The sequence below is a fragment of the Psychrobacillus glaciei genome, assembly GCF_008973485.1.
Taxonomy (GTDB): domain Bacteria; phylum Bacillota; class Bacilli; order Bacillales_A; family Planococcaceae; genus Psychrobacillus; species Psychrobacillus glaciei.
In genome coordinates this window covers 3917527-3934696 of record NZ_CP031223.1, presented here as the reverse complement: position 1 = coordinate 3934696, position 17170 = coordinate 3917527, and the positions used below count along the sequence as shown (strand labels likewise).

17 protein-coding genes are annotated in these 17170 nt (G+C 35.0%); 10 read left to right on the top strand and 7 right to left on the bottom strand.

Translation table 11 applies throughout. The features are described 5' to 3' along the window. Positions 1-2: 2 nt before the first annotated feature. The gene (locus tag PB01_RS18585) at positions 3-659 is read right to left on the bottom strand and encodes a DUF1796 family putative cysteine peptidase (protein WP_151701557.1); all 657 of its coding nucleotides are present in this window, start codon (positions 657-659) and stop codon (positions 3-5) included. A gap of 451 nt (positions 660-1110) precedes the next feature. On the opposite strand from PB01_RS18585, the gene PB01_RS18580 reads away from it, so the two are divergent. The 9 genes from PB01_RS18580 (at position 1111) to PB01_RS18540 (ending at position 9635) form a co-directional block, all read left to right on the top strand. Next, positions 1111-2355: a glycosyltransferase family 4 protein gene (locus PB01_RS18580; RefSeq protein WP_151701556.1), complete on the top strand. Its 1245-nt coding sequence runs from the start codon at positions 1111-1113 to the stop codon at positions 2353-2355. Continuing rightward, positions 2348-2962: a hypothetical protein gene (locus tag PB01_RS18575; protein ID WP_225986104.1), complete on the top strand. Its 615-nt coding sequence runs from the start codon at positions 2348-2350 to the stop codon at positions 2960-2962. The genes PB01_RS18580 and PB01_RS18575 overlap by 8 nt, the downstream gene beginning before the upstream one ends. A 150-nt stretch (positions 2963-3112) precedes the next feature. Beyond that, positions 3113-4060 carry an NAD-dependent epimerase/dehydratase family protein gene (locus PB01_RS18570; RefSeq protein WP_151701554.1) on the top strand — a complete coding sequence of 316 codons (948 nt, stop codon included), beginning with the start codon at positions 3113-3115 and terminating at the stop codon, positions 4058-4060. Between the two features lie 30 nt (positions 4061-4090). After that, positions 4091-4996 (top strand): NAD-dependent epimerase/dehydratase family protein, encoded by a 906-nt coding sequence (locus PB01_RS18565; RefSeq protein WP_151701553.1) that lies wholly within the window; start codon positions 4091-4093, stop codon positions 4994-4996. A 642-nt stretch (positions 4997-5638) separates the two neighbouring features. Next, positions 5639-6160, top strand: a complete 522-nt coding sequence (locus PB01_RS18560) for a tubby C-terminal domain-like protein (protein WP_151701552.1) — start codon at positions 5639-5641, stop codon at positions 6158-6160. 88 nt (positions 6161-6248) lie between these two features. Next, entirely contained in the window at positions 6249-7127 is an 879-nt protein-coding gene (locus PB01_RS18555) for a DMT family transporter (protein WP_151701551.1), read from the top strand. A gap of 16 nt (positions 7128-7143) precedes the next feature. Beyond that, complete coding sequence (locus tag PB01_RS18550; protein ID WP_151701550.1) at positions 7144-7530, top strand: hypothetical protein; 387 nt, start codon at positions 7144-7146, stop codon at positions 7528-7530. Positions 7531-7671: 141 nt separating this feature from the next. Further along, entirely contained in the window at positions 7672-8034 is a 363-nt protein-coding gene (locus PB01_RS18545; protein WP_151701549.1) for a hypothetical protein, read from the top strand. Between the two features lie 215 nt (positions 8035-8249). Further along, complete coding sequence (locus tag PB01_RS18540; protein WP_151701548.1) at positions 8250-9635, top strand: MATE family efflux transporter; 1386 nt, start codon at positions 8250-8252, stop codon at positions 9633-9635. Between the two features lie 105 nt (positions 9636-9740). Here the strand turns inward: PB01_RS18540 and PB01_RS18535 are convergent, their stop codons facing one another. The 6 genes from PB01_RS18535 to PB01_RS21565 form a co-directional block, all read right to left on the bottom strand. Continuing rightward, positions 9741-10922, bottom strand: coding sequence for an aminotransferase class I/II-fold pyridoxal phosphate-dependent enzyme (locus PB01_RS18535; protein WP_151701547.1), 1182 nt, complete (start codon positions 10920-10922; stop codon positions 9741-9743). Positions 10923-11665: 743 nt separating this feature from the next. Then, a complete protein-coding gene (locus PB01_RS18530) occupies positions 11666-12496 on the bottom strand; it encodes a cryptochrome/photolyase family protein (protein WP_225986103.1) in 831 nt (276 codons plus the stop codon). 4 nt (positions 12497-12500) lie between these two features. Then, a complete protein-coding gene (locus PB01_RS18525; protein WP_151701545.1) occupies positions 12501-13073 on the bottom strand; it encodes a deoxyribodipyrimidine photo-lyase in 573 nt (190 codons plus the stop codon). A gap of 1 nt (position 13074) precedes the next feature. Next, positions 13075-13776, bottom strand: a complete 702-nt coding sequence (locus PB01_RS18520) for an ABC transporter ATP-binding protein (RefSeq protein WP_151701544.1) — start codon at positions 13774-13776, stop codon at positions 13075-13077. 3 nt (positions 13777-13779) lie between these two features. Then, the gene (locus PB01_RS18515) at positions 13780-14850 is read right to left on the bottom strand and encodes an ABC transporter permease (protein WP_151701543.1); all 1071 of its coding nucleotides are present in this window, start codon (positions 14848-14850) and stop codon (positions 13780-13782) included. A 350-nt stretch (positions 14851-15200) separates the two neighbouring features. Next, positions 15201-15359 (bottom strand): methyl-accepting chemotaxis protein, encoded by a 159-nt coding sequence (locus PB01_RS21565; RefSeq protein ID WP_318837484.1) that lies wholly within the window; start codon positions 15357-15359, stop codon positions 15201-15203. 885 nt (positions 15360-16244) lie between these two features. Between PB01_RS21565 and PB01_RS18500 the strand changes: the two genes are divergently transcribed. Further along, positions 16245-17159 carry a MerR family transcriptional regulator gene (locus PB01_RS18500; protein WP_151701541.1) on the top strand — a complete coding sequence of 305 codons (915 nt, stop codon included), beginning with the start codon at positions 16245-16247 and terminating at the stop codon, positions 17157-17159. The last annotated feature ends 11 nt before the right edge of the window (positions 17160-17170 follow it).

Below are 17170 nucleotides of genomic sequence, written 5' to 3'. Positions count from 1 at the left end.
AATTATTTTTTTATTAAATTTAAAAAAGAAAACTTTCTTTTTTTATAACTAATTCCACTTAACACTTCTTCCCACAGAGAATGATTGCCTTCCCAAATATCTAAATTAGGAAATTCAACTGAGCATATTTTTTCTAAAGGCCAGTTTTTTTCTACTAATCCTTGGACAGATGTGTGATTGATTAATAATATACTGAAATCATTCTTAACAAGGTCAGACAATACGTCTTGTAACACTGCAGCATCTTCAAGAGTACCTTCTGTTCGAATAAACAATATTCTATTAGCCTTTTTTGCTTCTTTAAGAAATCTCTTAATTCTCCTTTCATATTTCTCCATTACTTCAGAGTAGGAGCCCAAATGTTCAAGGCTATTAGTATTTACATTAAAATCATGATTGGAAACAATGTTATTTGCATCGTCTGATACACAAATACAATTATCCGCATAACCAAGAATTCTTAAATTTTTATAGTCTAAGAAACCCTCGAAGCGGTTTTTTAAAAGTTGATTGACATTTGATAAAAATGGACTGGCCACCCAATCAAGTACACCAGAATAGGGTCTCAAGTTATGTTTTTTAAGTTGTATAGACGTTAAACAAAGATTCCCTAAACTAAATATTGCATCATATTCTCCTTTAAGTTCAGTTAATTCCACATTCTTCACCTCCTTATAATCTATTTCACAGGTGTAGAATGTAGATTCCTCTATGATCATATCAACAACCTGTTTTATAGTTAATGCAATAGATTAAAGAAAATAAAGGCTATATTCCTAATTTATAAAAATAAAAAGTTACTCTCGTTTTTTTAGGGAGAGAGTATAAAGCTTTTCTACTTAGTAGCTTCTCTAGACTACAACTTTGGCTAAATTATTGAAAATAGACATATAGAAGTTATCTTTTTTAAAAGAGAAGAATGTATATGAATTGAGATGCGATGAACAGTTTGATTTCTGCTGAAGGTGGACGCTTGCAAGTCGGGCAAGCATCAAGCCGCTTCAATTGCTCCTGCGCAAGCCCGTCGCAAAAATTAAAAGAATCGCCTAGTCAAATTTTTACCCTTTAAATAAACATAAGGTATACGATTAAAACGGGGAGATGTAAATATTGAAAATATTGTTAGCCACATATTGGTCTATTCCTCATTTAGGTGGAGTATGGAGCTATATGAGTCAGTTAAAAAATAAGTTAGAAATGCTTGGTCACGAAGTAGATGTGCTCGGATATGATGAGGACAACCTGAATGTGCATATGGTCAATCAGAATAAGAAACTTGAGCGAGAAAAATTGCTGCCTTTGCTCCAAGCCAAATTGAATAAGGAAAATTATCCTGAAATTTATGAGAACAAATTAATTGAATATACGGAGTTTCACCGATATGTTTTTGAATTAGGAGCGGCATACTTTGGGTTAGATAAATATGACCTAATTCATACACAAGATGTTATTTCAACCGCTTGTATTAATCGAGTACGTCCAAGCAATGTTGCATTAGTAGCTACTTTACATGGATCCATTGCAAAAGAGATACAACACCAATTGGATACTATTCATAAATCAGGAAATTCTTATATGGCAAAATCTTATTATGAAGAATTAGAAAGAAATGGAGCAACAGCAGCGGAGATTACAGTTGTAGCCAATAATTGGTTAAAAGAAATTTTAGTAAATGATTTTAATGTGCCTAATGATCAATTAAAAATTCTTCATTACGGATTTGACACAGAGGGTTTTAAAAAAAATATGATGACAAAATCACTTATCTTACCTCCACAAAATAAAAAAGTTATTATTTATACAGGTAGACTCACCGAATTAAAAGGGGTCCGATATCTATTAGTAGCGCTGGGTAAGCTAAAAAAAGTACGACAAGACTGGGTGTGTTGGATTGTTGGGTCAGGTGATGAGGAAGAAAAACTACGAATTATTAGTAGAGATTTAGGCTTAGAAGATTATGTTCATTTCTTGGGGAAAAGGGACGATGTACCTTCTCTATTGGGAAAATCAGATATATTCGTGTTACCAACTTTGTTAGAAAACCAACCATTATCCCTTATAGAAGCTCAAATAGCAGGCAAGGCGTGTATAGTTAGCGACGTAGGTGGGCTTCCTGAAATGGTTGAGCATAAAGTGACAGGCATGCTAACTCCTCCTGCAAATTCAGATTTATTATATAGAAATTTGTTATTATTATTGAATAATGAATATCTTCTTAAAAAATTAGGATCCAATGCAAGAAAATGGGGAATGACACACTGGTCTATTGATCGAGGGATAGAAAAATTATGGGAAGTCTATGAAGAAGCCATTTTGATTAGGAAGAATGGTGAGCAAAGTGGCCAAATTGATTAAAATCATTAAGCGTTTATTTATCAATTTGTTCGCTAAAGGGAAGGATTCATGGAAAAAACTATGGCAATCCAAGATCTCTAAAGCTATACCTGAAGGTGACGAATCGTATATACCTACAGATGGATATGATTCTATGTTCTCGGTAAAACAAACGAACGAAGGCATACTTGTTTCTAAGAGAGTGTATGATCAGATAAAGCGTTCACTACCTGATAAATTTATTATTCCCAACCCCAATTCGATTAATCTTCTTAAATCTATGAGAGGTGATTCTTACGATAACTTATTCAATAACCCTTACCCTACTCCTAGTATGTTTATAGATCGTGAAGTGTGGGGAAAAGTGATAAATAATTTACCCAAAGATTATCTACTACCTACTCCAACTTTTGAAAAAAATAAGTATCCAGTTAGTAGTGAATACTACGATAGCTTATTCTCACAACCACTTGGAATGACTAGTGTTTTTGTAGATGAAGTAATTTGGGAAAGGATAGCCAAAAATCTTCCCAAGTATTACACCCTCCCGAATCCAACATTTACTGTCCTTGTAAATTCTCCAAACGAAAATAGAACTGCCAATACTAATCAAACACAATTTGAATGAGTGTAAATAGTACTAGTTTTCTGCTGACTTCGACGAATGTTCTATTTCGTTCATTAATTTTTTTATAACTACTAATCTTTTATCGGCACATGTCCCATAAGTAGCTTGCTGTTCTGCATATAGTATGGAAAAGTCAGAAGGGGATTAGTTATGAAAGTAATCGTTTCAGGTGGAGCAGGCTTTATTGGTTCTCACCTTGTTGATGCACTTATTTCAAAAGGAATGGAGGTTCATATTCTAGATAATTTAGTTTCAGGGCAGAAAGAATATGTAAATCCGCAGGCTCATATGTATGTAGTGGATATAGGTAGTGAAGAAGCAAGAAAGATTATTATGGAAGTTCGACCAGACGCGGTCTTCCATTTAGCGGCGCAAGCGGATGTAGGGAAATCCGTCCTTTATCCAAGGTATGATGCAGATATAAATATTATTGGCACTATAAATATGTTAGAAGCATGTCATAAAGCGAAGGTAAAGAAATTCATATTTGCAAGTACTTCTGCCGTATATGGCAATCTAAACAGAGAACTTCTCTCAGAAGATGAGGTAACGATTCCAGCTTCCTACTATGGGTTGTCAAAGTTGACTGCAGAGTCATACATAAGGCTTTTTTATGAGCTTTATCGACAACCTTATACTATTTTGCGGTATGCAAACGTATACGGACCAAGGCAAATGGCAAAAGGCGAGGGAGGTGTTGTGGCTGTCTTTTTTGATCGTATTAAAAAGGGTGGAAGTATCAATGTTCATGGGGATGGAAAACAAACAAGAGATTTCATTTACGTAAAGGATATTGTTTCAGCTAATCTTGCTGCATTAACTTACGGTAATCAAGAAACTATACAAATTAGCACTTCGCAAAAAACTTCGATTAATGAAATTTTATCCCTCATTTCAGACATTCATGGGATTAGTGTAGCGAGAGGTTTCACAGCAGCCAGAGAAGGAGATATTAAACACAGCTGTCTTTGCAATAAAAAAGCACAACATCATTTAAATTGGAAGCCAATTTATAACATAGAGGATGGATTAAAGGAGACATATGCTTTTAATATAAAAGCTGAGAGTAACGTAAACGAGGCAAAATCCAATGACTAGTCCATGCTTAGAAATCAAGTGGTTAAAAAAATGACAAGAAAACAAAGAATAATGATAACTGGAGCCAATGGTTTTACTGGTTTACACGCATGCCAATACTTCAAAAAGGCAGGATACGATGTTACCGCTGTTTCAAGAGTCTTCCCGATGAACCTAACAGACGAAAGAATTCATATGGAACAATGTGATCTGACGAATAAAAATCAAGTGAAGAACTTGATAAGTAAGGTAAAACCTGAACAATTACTTCATCTTGCTGGGCAAAATAATGTGCAAGATTCTTGGAATGAACCAATCACATCATTAGAAGCGAATGCAATGTCCACTGCTTATATAATCGACTCAATAAGACAAGAAAACTTACCTTGTAAAATAGTAATTGTCGGTTCGGCTCTCCAATTAGATTTAGGTATGTACTCTTCGTTCCAACATCCTTATAGCTTAAGTAAAACAATTCAAGTTTTAGTTGCGCAATCATGGGAATCACTTTATGGAATGGATATAGTAATTGCAAAACCGTCCAATTTAATAGGACCTGGAGATTCTACAGGAGTATGCTCCATACTTGCAAAGAAAGTTGCCGAGATGGAATTGCATGGTTCACAAAGAGTACTCACGGTAAACAACTTATTTGTCCAAAGAGACTTTATTGACGTGAGAGATGCTGTGCGTGCATATGAAAAACTATTCGAGATTGGAAAATCGGGAGTAATTTATGATATTACATCTGGTCAGCTAAGAAGCCTAAAAGAGATAACAGTAGCATTACAAAACTTATCAATAGTAGATTTTAAGATCCAAACTTTGAAGAATACTCAAGAAAATATAGAGGTTACTACATCTAAAAAGCTTTTAGATGCTGGATGGTCGCCCCTAATATCGTTTGAAAAATCACTGGAAGATATTTTAAACTATCAAAGAAAAAGCCTCCTGTAGAATTTGTTATTATTCTACAGGAGGCTTTTTGATTAAATTTTAAATTTGCTAACTACTGGTTGTAAATCCTCTGCTATATTTGATAAGGACGAAGCGAATGAAGTAATCTCCTCCAGTCTCCCTAACTATTTTCATCCCTTTTTTGTTTGCTAAGTCATTATACGAATTGTCTACTTCTTTGATTTGTATGTGACTAACAACAATTGTTATGATTAGTAATAATAGAACTACTGAAAAACTTCCAAGTAGCTTTTTGTTAATTGTTCATTTTAAAGAAACATCCCAATGTTTTTTAGTTTTTTTGCTTATTCGTACTCTTTGTATATTGGATAAGAAAGTATAAAAACGATTTAATTTAATTGATATTAATGATTAACATTTATATTTGCAACTAACAGACCAAAGTGACGAAGAAGTGCTGGTTATTAATTACTGTTTTAGAGCCATAATTATAGAATGTTTGAACTGTTTCAGTATAAATAAACTAACAAGTACTTTTCGGAAAAATTCGATAATTTTTGTTGATACTAGTCAGAAAGCTTGTTTAAATCTTGGTCTAAATAATTTCTTTTATGTGCAGTAGGTTTGAATTATATTAAATTTTTGTAGGAAAAATAGTAGAGCCATAAAGGAGAATTTAATGTGCACATATATACGTATACCCAACCTAACTCAATAGACATAACACCCCTGATCTCTGTTTATAATCATGAAGGGGTAGCTTCTGTTGAATTCCAAAGATATTATTCCAATAAATTAAAGAAATTCGTCGATAAGCTAATGGATTATCGCTATTTTTTACGTTATAACGTATATAACACAAATAAAGAGCTCATTTTCACATGTAAGAAAGTTTCAAAAAAAGGTAGAGTCTATTATGAAGCAAGTGATCTTGTGCAACAACATACATACATTGTTGCCTACGATAAATGGAAAGAACTCATTCCAGATCTCATGATTACAGACGGCAACTTGCAAATCAAATTGCATAAGGAAATGGAAGGTTGGTCCAGATATACACATAACAACAAAGAAATTGCTCGTTGGAAAGCAGAACTAAAAGAGGAATTTTCAATTCAGTTAGAAATAGAAGAGGACTCTCCGATTCAAAACGAGGCATTCTTTATTGCCATTAGTCAATGCGCATTGTTTGTAGGGGGATAAATTTTTACTATTGTAAACTTATTAACTAGAGTGATAAGGTTAAATTTAAGTATTCAGATTTATTGCGAAAGAAGAGAGGTTTACTAATATGAATGGAGCAGCAATGCTGAAAATGACTTTATCGATGGCTATTTTCGGTTCTATCGGTTTTTTTACAGGAAAGACAGGAATTCCTGCGGCAGAATTAGTTTTTGTTCGTTGTATTTGCGCTACTCTTTTTTTAGGCTTATGTTGGTTTATCTCAGGTCAACATAAAGTGGAAGCTTGGTGTAAGCGTGAAGTTATACAAACGATGATATGCGGAATCTTTTTAGTGTTAAATTGGGTGTTTTTATTTAAAGCTTTTGAAGAGATGTCGATTACCGTTGCCATTTCTATTTATAACTTAGCTCCTATATTTGTGTTGATATTAGGAAGCTTATTTTTAAAAGAGAAGATGACAATGACATCATTGCTTGCAATTGTAGTGTGCTTTCTCGGAAGTATACTCATTATCGGTGTTCAGAACTTCACTTCTCTCACGGATTTCTTTGGTTCAGGTTTTGTATGGGCACTTCTATCGGCTTTGTGCTATGCCATGACAATGCTGCTTGGGAAAGGCATTAATGGCTTAAGTGCGTATGCCATGACATTTTTACAGACGACGATTGGCATTTTGATGTTATTTCCATTTATGAACTTTAATGTGTTTCATGGTTTAAGTATATCCAATTGGCTTTACATATTAGGAACTGGATTGATACATACCGGGTTCGTTTATTATTTATTTTTTGATAGTCTTCGCAAGTTATCAACCCTTGTCATATCAGCTCTAGTTTTTGTGGATCCCGTAGTTGCAATATTACTTGATACAATTATATTAGATTTCCGTCCTTCTATTTTACAATCAATCGGTATCCTGCTTATTTTTGGAGGTATTATTTACACCTTAGTAAAACCGAATAAGCAATTGGTTGTTTTTGAATAAGGGAAGGGGAAAGTAGATGGGAGATAGAAAGTTATTAGCAGCATTGCTCACTTCAATAGTTTCCTTTTTTGTTTTACCACTCGTTTTCATGCAACCTTATGATACCTATTTCGAGGTATGTTTAGGTGTAAGTATTGTATCTGCTCCGATCATCTTTACTTATGGAATATTTACTTCCATCTGGGCGGAACGGGTTGCTAATAGGAGAGAAAAAAAGAAAGAACTTGTAATGTTTGCTTTACATGGTGCATTCGGAATCGGTTTCATTGGGATTCCCTGTCTTTATCCTTTTTGGGATACAGACTTCTTTATGTATGGGTGGACAATTTTAGTTTGTGGAATGATCTGTTCCATTTTCTATTATTTTTTCGATTTATTTATTAGAAAGCTCCTTATAAAATAGAAATTCTTGTGTTTGGTAAATAGTTTTATGGCTCGAATCTAAAGTAGATTCGAGCTATTTTTATCTTTAATAAATTCTAGGTTTAAGCGTACGTAAGAAAAGGAATAATGGATATAAAGGGTATACGGAGGAGGATTACTATTGGGAACATTGACCTTAAAAGAACAAGTATTGCTTGCCTATTACACTTATAACTTTTTAGAGGAAAAAGCAGCATCCATGCAAGAATTAGAGAATACGTTGAAAAATGCTTTGCAGAATGAATACACAAAAACTTTGGAAGATTTGAAGAGGGAGGGATTAGTTAATAATTCACAGGACGATGGAAAAGAAAGAACTACAAATGAAGGAATACTTTATATGGATAATACTTTGCATATCAACTCTGATGCGACGGAAAGAAATAAATTAGCGTATGTAAAAGATAGTCTTTTAATTAATGAAATGGTTTTTTCAAACGGCACGTTGAAAGAATATATCCATAAGCATGTAGGTATTGATTGAATAACACCAAACTAAAAAAGATTATGGCGTTTGACTATAATTTGTAGTCAAACGTTTTTTAGTTTGGAATGAGAACTAGGCTTCTATGATTTGAATGGGTTCTTTCACATTGCATTTTATAATATTCAAAACTAGTTTGTATAGCTGTTTTAGAATTACTACATATATGGTAAGATTCATCCGATTGAAAGTAACTAGGCAAGGAAGGAATTTAGATGGCAATTAGTAAGAAAAAGGATCTAGGAGAAAAGTTAAGTTTATATCATTTGACTTGGCCTATTTTTCTAGAAGTATTTTTGTTTATGTTAATGGGTATTGCAGATACCTTTATGCTTAGTGCATTGTCAGATGATGCTGTATCAGGTGTTGGAGCAGCAAATCAGTATATTCATATAGCTATATTAATATTAGAAGTGGTTGGAAACGGAGCAGCGATTGTTGTTTCGCAGTATTTAGGATCAAAGCGATACATAGAAGCGTCTAAAATTTCTGGATTAGCTGTGACATTAAATTTAGGAGTTGGAATTGTACTAAGTATAGGATTTATATTGTTTTCTAAAAGTATTATGATTTCGATGAACTTACAGGCAGATGTATTGGCCTATGCATATAAATACTTGTCGATTGTTGGCGGAGCGATCTTCCTGCAAGCAATAATTAATGCTTTAGCAGCTATTATTCGAGTACATGGATATACAAAACAGACGATGTTTGTTTCATTAGGAATGAATATAATTCATGTTTTTGGAAACTATGTATTGATATTTGGGAAGTTTGGTTTCCCAGAATTAGGGGTTCAAGGAGCAGCGATATCATCCGTAGTTAGTCGATTTGTTGCATTGCTTATTTTCTTCTGGTTGTTATATCAAGTAATGGAGTATCGTGTGAAAGTGCATTACTATTTCACAATTTCAAAAGAGTACATTCGTAAGATTTTAAAAATTGGCTTGCCATCTGCATTTGAACAGATTTTATACCAAGGCTGCCAAATTGTATTTTTGTATTATGCGACATATTTAGGTGCAGAATCCTTAGCAGCTAGACAATATGCGGTAAATATATCGATGTTCACTTATTTATTTGCCATTGCGATTGGTATGGGAACGGCAATCATTGTCGGTAGATTTGTGGGGGCCAATGAAAAAGACGAAGCGTATAAGTCAGTTTGGTTTAGTGTAAAGTGGGCACTACTTTTCACATTAGTCATGGTTACGGTTGTAACAATATTTCGATATCCACTGATGGGGCTGTTTACAAGTAATGAGCAAATCATAAAGATTGGAGCGTCTGTATTAATACTAAGTCTGTTTCTTGAAACCGGGCGTACAATGAATATAGTTATTATTAACTCATTGCGAGCTGCAGGAGATGCAAGCTTTCCAGTTGTGATTGGCGCTTTTTCTATGGTTATGATGAGTTTGCCACTAGGTTACTTTTTTGTATTTGTATTAGATTTGGGACTTCCCGGAATTTGGTTAGCAATCGCCGCTGACGAATGGACAAGAGCAACAATTATGTATTTCAGATGGAGAACTAGAAGATGGGAGAGATTCGCTCTCGTGCATCCTCAGGAGAATGAAAAAAGAACAAGTAAAAATTAGACGGTTTAAACAATACAGCTTTGAAAATAGAAAACAAAAAACGTTTCTAAGTAGGATTTATACTTAGAAGCGTTTTTGATTGGTCATATTTTTTAAATTCATTAATCAAATTGGCGAAGGGACTTTAATTTTTAACTTTTTCAACTGCTCAACTGCTTTTTTTAGAATCTCTATATCTTGCACTAGAGCAACTCGAACAAATCTAGCTCCTGCTGAACCAAACACAGTACCTGGTACCATGACGACACCTGTTTGGTCGATTACTTCAAAGACAAAATCTATATCATGCATGTCATATGGATACTTTGCCCATACAAACATACCACCTGTAGAAGGTGTGACTGTCCAACCGATACTTTCCAATCCTTGCGATAATACTCTATGTCGCTCCGCAAAAACTTTTCGTAAACGATCTGTAATTTCTTCCGCATTATTTAATGCAGTAATTCCTGCTTCTTGGATAGGTCCGAAAATACCAAAATCTAGATTCGATTTAAGCTGCTTCATTATACTTATCATTTCCGCATTTCCTACGATATAAGCAATCCGTGTACCTGCAAGACTAAAACTTTTGGATAAAGAATTGATCTCCATTCCAACTTCTAATGCTCCAGGTGTAGCTAGGAAACTACTTGGAGAATCGCCAGTAAAGTAGAATTCGGAATAAGCTGCATCATGTAGAATAATAACATTATATTTATTTGCGAATGCCACGACTTTTTCAAAAAAAGTTGCATCTGGCATAGCAGGAACAGGGTTTCCTGGTAAGTTCAAAATCATTAGTTTTGCTTTATAAGCCACTTCATCTGGGATTGCATTTAAATCAGGTAAAAAATTATTTTCTTCTAATAGATTCATATAGTATGGAACTGCCCCAGCTAGTTTAATGCCAGCATCGTACGCGACATATCCAGGATTGGTCGTTAACACATAATCTCCTTCATTACAAAAGGCAAATGGAAGATGAACAAGTCCTTCTTGAGATCCCATCGTTTGTACAATTTCTGTTTGAGGGTCTATGGTAACACTAGTACGCCGTTTATAATAATCAGCTACTGCTTCGCAAAAACGTTTTGTGCCACTTAATGTGTAGCCATATGTAGTTACTGAGTAGCTTTGCTCCGATAAAATCTTTCTAACTTTTTCGTCGGGCGGCAGATCGGGGCTACCTAAACTTAAATCATATAGGTCAAAACCTGCTGCCTTTTTAGCTGCGGCTGCTGCTTTTAAATCACCGAAAATAGCTGGTTCAAATATAGACATTTTTTTAGATGGTTCGATAATCAATTAAAAGCACTCCTCACTAGCAAAAATAAATTTATCATTCATTCTATCACAAGTTACTACAATATTGAGAAAAATATGGCTATAATTTATTGGATAATTTGACTATTTTGTGAATTAAGTATGAACCTACTAACCCATGTACAGCTTGATTTCCGCTGCAGGCGGACGCATTCCTGAAGGCAAGCATCAAGCCGCTTCGCTTGCTTCTGCGCGAGCTCGTCGCAAAATCGTCGCAAGAAAGATATGCTCCTGCGCAAGCTCGTCGCAAAAATTAATTACGCTATGCTCCGTCCGGGGTATTGATTTGCTTGCTATTCCCCAAGGTGTCGCTACCTTTCGCTCCAATAAATTATAGGTTAATCTTTATTGTTTTTACTTTTACTTTCCTATAAAAAGTTAAACTGATTTTGTGTGAGTATGATTAGTGCTGGTGAACCTGTAGAAAAATAGATAGCATTAATAGATAAAGAAGTGCTGAGCAGACGAAATTGTATCTACGTCCGCCTTTAAAAGAGTAAGAAAGCATCTTATTCCTCATTATCCAAAACAAATGTGTCAAGTCTTTACATATTCCAAGAGGGCGACGGACAAACACCCGCCACAAGATTACCGAAAAAGGCTCGTGAAGTGATGCAGTCACTTCACGAGCCAAATTCCTCCTACAATAGTGTAGCTAATGTTTAGTCCAAAGCACTTTGGAAAAGGTAAAGACCAGATGCACTTAGAGGACGCTTTCATTACTCTTATTTGGTTCCTTTGATCGTATTGTATGCATCTAATGCGCGAAGTCTAGCCCGAGAATGTTCAACTATAGGCAGTGGGTACTTTATTCCCATCCTTATATCCAATTCCTCTAGCATGAAATCTGGTGCTTCCCATGGTCGATGAATATAAGGAGCAGGAAGATTAGATAGTTCTGGAACCCACTCTCGAATATACGCTCCACTTGAGTCAAACTTTTCACTTTGAGTAATTGGATTGAATATACGGAAGTAGGGGGACGAATCAATTCCGGTGCCTGCGATCCACTGCCATCCCATCGCGTTATTAGCTACATCAAAATCCAAGAGTGTGTGTTGGAACCACTCATACCCTTTTCTCCAATCAACTAGCAAATGTTTTACCAGAAAAGAAGCAGTTACCATACGAACACGATTATGCATATAACCTGTTTCCCAAAGTTCACGCATCCCAGCATCTACAAGAGGATATCCTGTAAGTCCTTTTGTCCACCGTTCGAAAGATTCTGCATCATTCTGCCAAGGAAACCGTTCAAAATTAAAACGGAGAGGTCTAGTTGGGAAAGAAGGGAAATGTATGAGTTGGTGATAAGCAAATTCACGCCATATTAGTTGTTTAGTAAAAGTGTGGGTAGCCGGACTATCATTCTTCATTACTGAATAAAAAATAGAACGAACACTAATATCTCCCCATGCTAGGTAGGGAGAAAGAGTAGAAGTAGCTATTTTAAAAGGGAAATCTCTCATCTGATCGTAAATAGATATATCTCCACTTTGAAATTGCTCCCATGTTTTTATAGCACTTAGTTCTCCTGGCTCCCAATATGAGTTCAATCTTTTATTCCAGGGCAAAGATGTAACTAGAGTGAGTTCTTCTACTTCTAGACTTTCTAGAGGTTCCCTGTAAATCTCGAAAGCATGGGGAGTGGGCGTTGGGCGATGGGCGATGGGCAGTTACCTGCATACTTTTTTTCCAAAAAGATGTAAATACTTTATAGGGTTCTTGTTTTTGATTGAGCATATCCTTTGGAGAATAAAGTAGATGTGCGTTGAAGGTACGAACATCAATATTTTGGAGTTTCAACTGAGTTACAATCTGTTGATCCCTTCTCACTATAGAGGGCTCATATCGTTCATTAAAAAAAAGAGCATCTGCCTGGGTCTCATCGATTAAGTTTTGGAGTATTTCTAAAGTATTTCCTTCTCGAATTATAAGAGGAAGTCGTTGCCGAAAAGAAAGTAGCGAGTGATGGAGCCACCATAAAGAGGCATCACTCGCTTGATATTCTAGTTCTTCTTCCTTCGACCAAATAAAGATAGGGATGACAATCCCTTGTTGTATTGCTTCCCATAATGCAGGATGATCATGTAGTCGTAGGTCTTTTCTAAACCACACGATAATTTTTCTCATATTAAGAAGACTCCATCTCTTTCACATTCAGATTGTCTTCTAATCTTAGGACACCATCTGTCATTTTATACACTTTGTCGCAATAATCGATTAAGCGTATATCGTGCGTCACAACAATAGTGGTTGTATTATTATTTTTCGTTTCTTTTTTCAGTAGTCCCATCACTTCATATGCACGATTAGAGTCTAAAGAGGCAGTAGGTTCATCTGCAAGGATAATGGAAGGCTTGCTATACAAGGCTTTTGCAATGGCTACGCGTTGACGCTCTCCGCCCGATAGATCAGCAGGATATTTTTTACGTAAATCACTTATTCCTAAGTCTTTATATAACTTTTCTAATTCTTTTTTAGTCATATTATCTTTTTTGACATTGTCTAATAACTTCATATGTTTTTCCACTGTTAAAAATGGAACCAAATTAGAAGCTTGCAAAATAAAACCGATTTCGTTTAATCGAACCTTAGAGCGTTTCTTTTCATTTAATTCGGATAGGTTTTGTTTATTAATAATAATTTCTCCACTAGTTGGGCTTTGTAAACCTCCTGCAATGGTTAAAAAAGTACTTTTACCGGATCCAGAAGGACCAATGACAGCAATAAGTTCTCCTTTTTCGGCGATGAAGTCTGTTTCTTTCAGTGCATCTACTTGTTTATGGCCAGTTCCGAATGATTTCTTCACCTTTTTTAATACTAAAATAGCCATGATTTACCCTCCAATCGCTTTAAGCGGATCAATTTTGACAATCGTTAATACGGAGAATACTGCTCCAAGAATAGCAACAACAATAAGAACAACGCCATAAATAATCATCGTTGGAATATCAAAAGCAACTGGTACTGCACTTGGTAAAAATGCTCCTGAAATAAGGGTTAATATAAATCCGACAACTACACCAACTACTGCTAGAATGAACGTTTGTGCAATGACAGATCTTGATAAGTATTCACTTGAAATGCCTTGTGCTTTCATGACGCCAAACATGCTTATTTTTTGTACTGTTAATACATATAGGAAAATAGCCACGATGACAGAAGAGATAGCGAATAAGAAGTAAATCATAAAGTTCAACGTTAATGCTTGCTCAGTATATCCAGGTAAGTTTTCAATGAACGTCTCAATTTCAATGACTTCTAAGTCCTTATTGGAAGTAGAAATGGAGGACATATCATCGCCGCGTACGACAATCCCGTTAATTTTGTCTTTACTTTCTTCAGCAGCGTCGCCAAATCTTACTTTTTGGAAAGTAGATAGTTCACTATAAAGAACAGGCGCTGCATTGAACCTTGCGCTATCCGTAAAACCGACGATTTTTAAGATTTCATCTGAAGAAGATAATTTAAGTGTATCTCCAATTTTGAAACCTTCATCTTTCAATGAATCACTTGCAATAACTTCATTTTCACTTGAAAATACTTCGCCTTCTATTACTTTTGGCATGATAAATTCATCGGGATGAATACCGAAGAGGGATATATTTTGTTTTGAATCCCCATTTGTTGCTATAGAATTTAATTGGCCAAGGACAGCAGTTTCTTTTCCTTCGATATGGTCGAGTTCTTCTGTTGTAATGAATGATTGCGGTAAACTCTTGTCGGATTGTTCTGTTAAGACAATTGCTGTTGCGTCCCATTTATCTACTGATTCTCTATTTAGACTAGCGAGTCCAGTTGCAAGTCCAGATAAGAAAAACACGAGATAGGAGACGAGCATTAAAACACCTATGATTAAAGTAAAACGTAATTTATTTTTATTAATTTCGTTCCAAGCTAAAAACATTTGGTCACTTCCTTTAGTTATTTATAGTTGAGTCGCCTTAGATGAAACCTATCCGCAGTAATCGCCACTTTTTGTGTTACTTCCAATGGCTTTAATAACTTGCACTAACTCGGTCACATCTGTTTCAACTCGATGGATATGTATATTGTTTTCTTTAATGGAATAAAGAATTTGGTGGAAGCGATTTTGCGGTTCAATGAAGCTGTCGAGTCCTATTGTGCCACTTTTTTAGTATCAGAAATAGTGGGTACCGCTTGATCTGTAAGTTCTGTGGAAGTTTGGACAAGATTTGTTATTTCTAACACTGAACTTTTGGATTGTTTGGCTAGCTTTTCGAACTTCTTGTGCAACTACAGCGAATCCATTTCCATGAACTCCAGCTCTGGGGCAGCTTCAATAGAGGCATTTACCGTTAGTAAATTCGTTTGTTCCGCAATTTGTTTTATTAGACTAATAATGCTACTAATCTCATTGGAGGACACTTTTAATTGCTCTATCATATCTACCATATGATTTGTACTTCCAGTGATGAATTCCATTTGGATTCTAATTTTTCTACCATTGCATTTCCGCCTGTTGTATCCAATTGAATTTTTTTACACTTAGAAAGGTAGTAACGTATGTAATTCCCCTAATCTAATATTCTGTGTGAATTGTATGCTAGCTTCTATTACTATTATTAACAGTTTACAATTATTTTGTCAAAGGTTTGTATAGTATAATTCATTCCTTGTTGTACAGGAATGAATTAATTAGTACCGAATTAATTTAACCTCTTAATGAATAAAAAGCCTAAGATGTATCCATAGAAAATGTGGCCTACTAACCAATATGTAATAGCAGGAAGGCTAGTAATAGAAGGGGTTCGCACAGATAAAGCAGTTGTAGAAAATAACAATAACCCAATGAGGAAGCATACAAGTACATAAAAAATAATAATTTTTCTTGGCGAAACTATTTTTAAGTAATGGACAAGTAGGTAAAGGCACATACTAAGGATAATAGAGATAGTGAGATGTAGGGCAACTTCTATCGTTTCCATGAGTTTCTGCTGATTAAGAAAGGGAATATAATCCACATTTAAGAGGAGGGTATATACTTTATTGGGTGTGAAGTACTCTACGAACTTAAAGAAAATAGTTAACAAAATGCCCGAGATTATTCCATCTATAAAAGGTTTTTGAAGTCCAATTTGTAGTTTCATATCAAATAACACCCTTCTGAAATAAGATACTTTACTCTTATCAGATATATGCTTTTTAGTCAAACTGTTGTACAATGTTTAATGATTAAACATTGTACAACTAGATTAATTGCAGTAAAAGATGTGGGGAGTAAAGTTAAATTAAACCCCTATTGCTCAATAAGTAATAATGATTGAGAGGAAGTAGAAAATGATACAGTCACGCCCAGGCGGTCACTATAATATACAGCAAGTGGCAGATGTCACAGGATTGTCTAAACAAGTCATTCGTAAATGGGAAGAAAGATATGAACTTGTTCAACCTAATCGGTTAGCAAATGGTTATAGAACTTATAGTGAAAAGGATGTAAATATCCTTTTAAGGGTTAAAACTTTATCAGAACAAGGATACTCGATTAAACAAGCAGTTGTTCTCGTGAAAGATGAAAATGAAACATTTGAGAAACAATTTAAACCAATTTCTTCAGAATCATATGGAGAGTTTAATGATTATGTATTCCAGTTACTTGAAAAAGGCTCCTACTGCGATGAAATAGAATTAAATATCATATTGCAGCAAGGATATCATCATTTTGGACTAGATAATTTTTTGACAGCAGTAGTGATACCTTTTCTGAAAGAGGTTGGTAAAAGATGGGAAAAAGGAGAATGGGACGAATACCAAGAATCTGTTTGTAGTCAAGTAGTGCGAGACTTTTTGGTACAGATTCGTAGGAACTATCAGTATAGAGAAGATGCACCTTTAATAATTGGGGCTTGTCTCCCAAGTGAACACCATGAAGTACCTATGCATATTTTATTGCTACAATTCATGATGAGAGGTTGGAAAGGGATACTAATAGGGACATCTCCTGCACCTGGCTCTATTGAAGCTTTGGTGAAAAAGCTTAAGCCAAAAATCGTCTTATTATCTGCTTCTACCACGCTTCCTTTTGAAAAATACCCGAATTTATTAACAAAACTGGACCAATTTGCCTCAGAAAATGACGAGGTTAAATTTTATATTGGTGGTGCTGGTTCGCTTTGCTATTTAAAAAAGCATCATTTAAATACCATTCGTGTAGCCAACTCAATTGAAGATGTATTAGATGCTTGTAGGAATTAAAAAGCTTAGAT

Excerpts from the sequence above, each read along its gene's own strand:
- PB01_RS18515 (WP_151701543.1), bottom strand. The coding sequence starts at position 14,850 with ATGTTTTTAGCTTGGAACGAAATTAATAAAAATAAATTACGTTTTACT.
- PB01_RS18565 (WP_151701553.1), top strand. The coding sequence starts at position 4,091 with ATGACAAGAAAACAAAGAATAATGATAACTGGAGCCAATGGTTTTACT.
- PB01_RS18555 (WP_151701551.1), top strand. The coding sequence starts at position 6,249 with ATGAATGGAGCAGCAATGCTGAAAATGACTTTATCGATGGCTATTTTC.
- PB01_RS18540 (WP_151701548.1), top strand. The coding sequence starts at position 8,250 with ATGGCAATTAGTAAGAAAAAGGATCTAGGAGAAAAGTTAAGTTTATAT.
- PB01_RS18570 (WP_151701554.1), top strand. The coding sequence starts at position 3,113 with ATGAAAGTAATCGTTTCAGGTGGAGCAGGCTTTATTGGTTCTCACCTT.
- PB01_RS18525 (WP_151701545.1), bottom strand. The coding sequence starts at position 13,073 with ATGAGAAAAATTATCGTGTGGTTTAGAAAAGACCTACGACTACATGAT.
- PB01_RS21565 (WP_318837484.1), bottom strand. The coding sequence starts at position 15,359 with ATGGTAGATATGATAGAGCAATTAAAAGTGTCCTCCAATGAGATTAGT.
- PB01_RS18520 (WP_151701544.1), bottom strand. The coding sequence starts at position 13,776 with ATGGCTATTTTAGTATTAAAAAAGGTGAAGAAATCATTCGGAACTGGC.
- PB01_RS18550 (WP_151701550.1), top strand. The coding sequence starts at position 7,144 with ATGGGAGATAGAAAGTTATTAGCAGCATTGCTCACTTCAATAGTTTCC.
- PB01_RS18500 (WP_151701541.1), top strand. The coding sequence starts at position 16,245 with ATGATACAGTCACGCCCAGGCGGTCACTATAATATACAGCAAGTGGCA.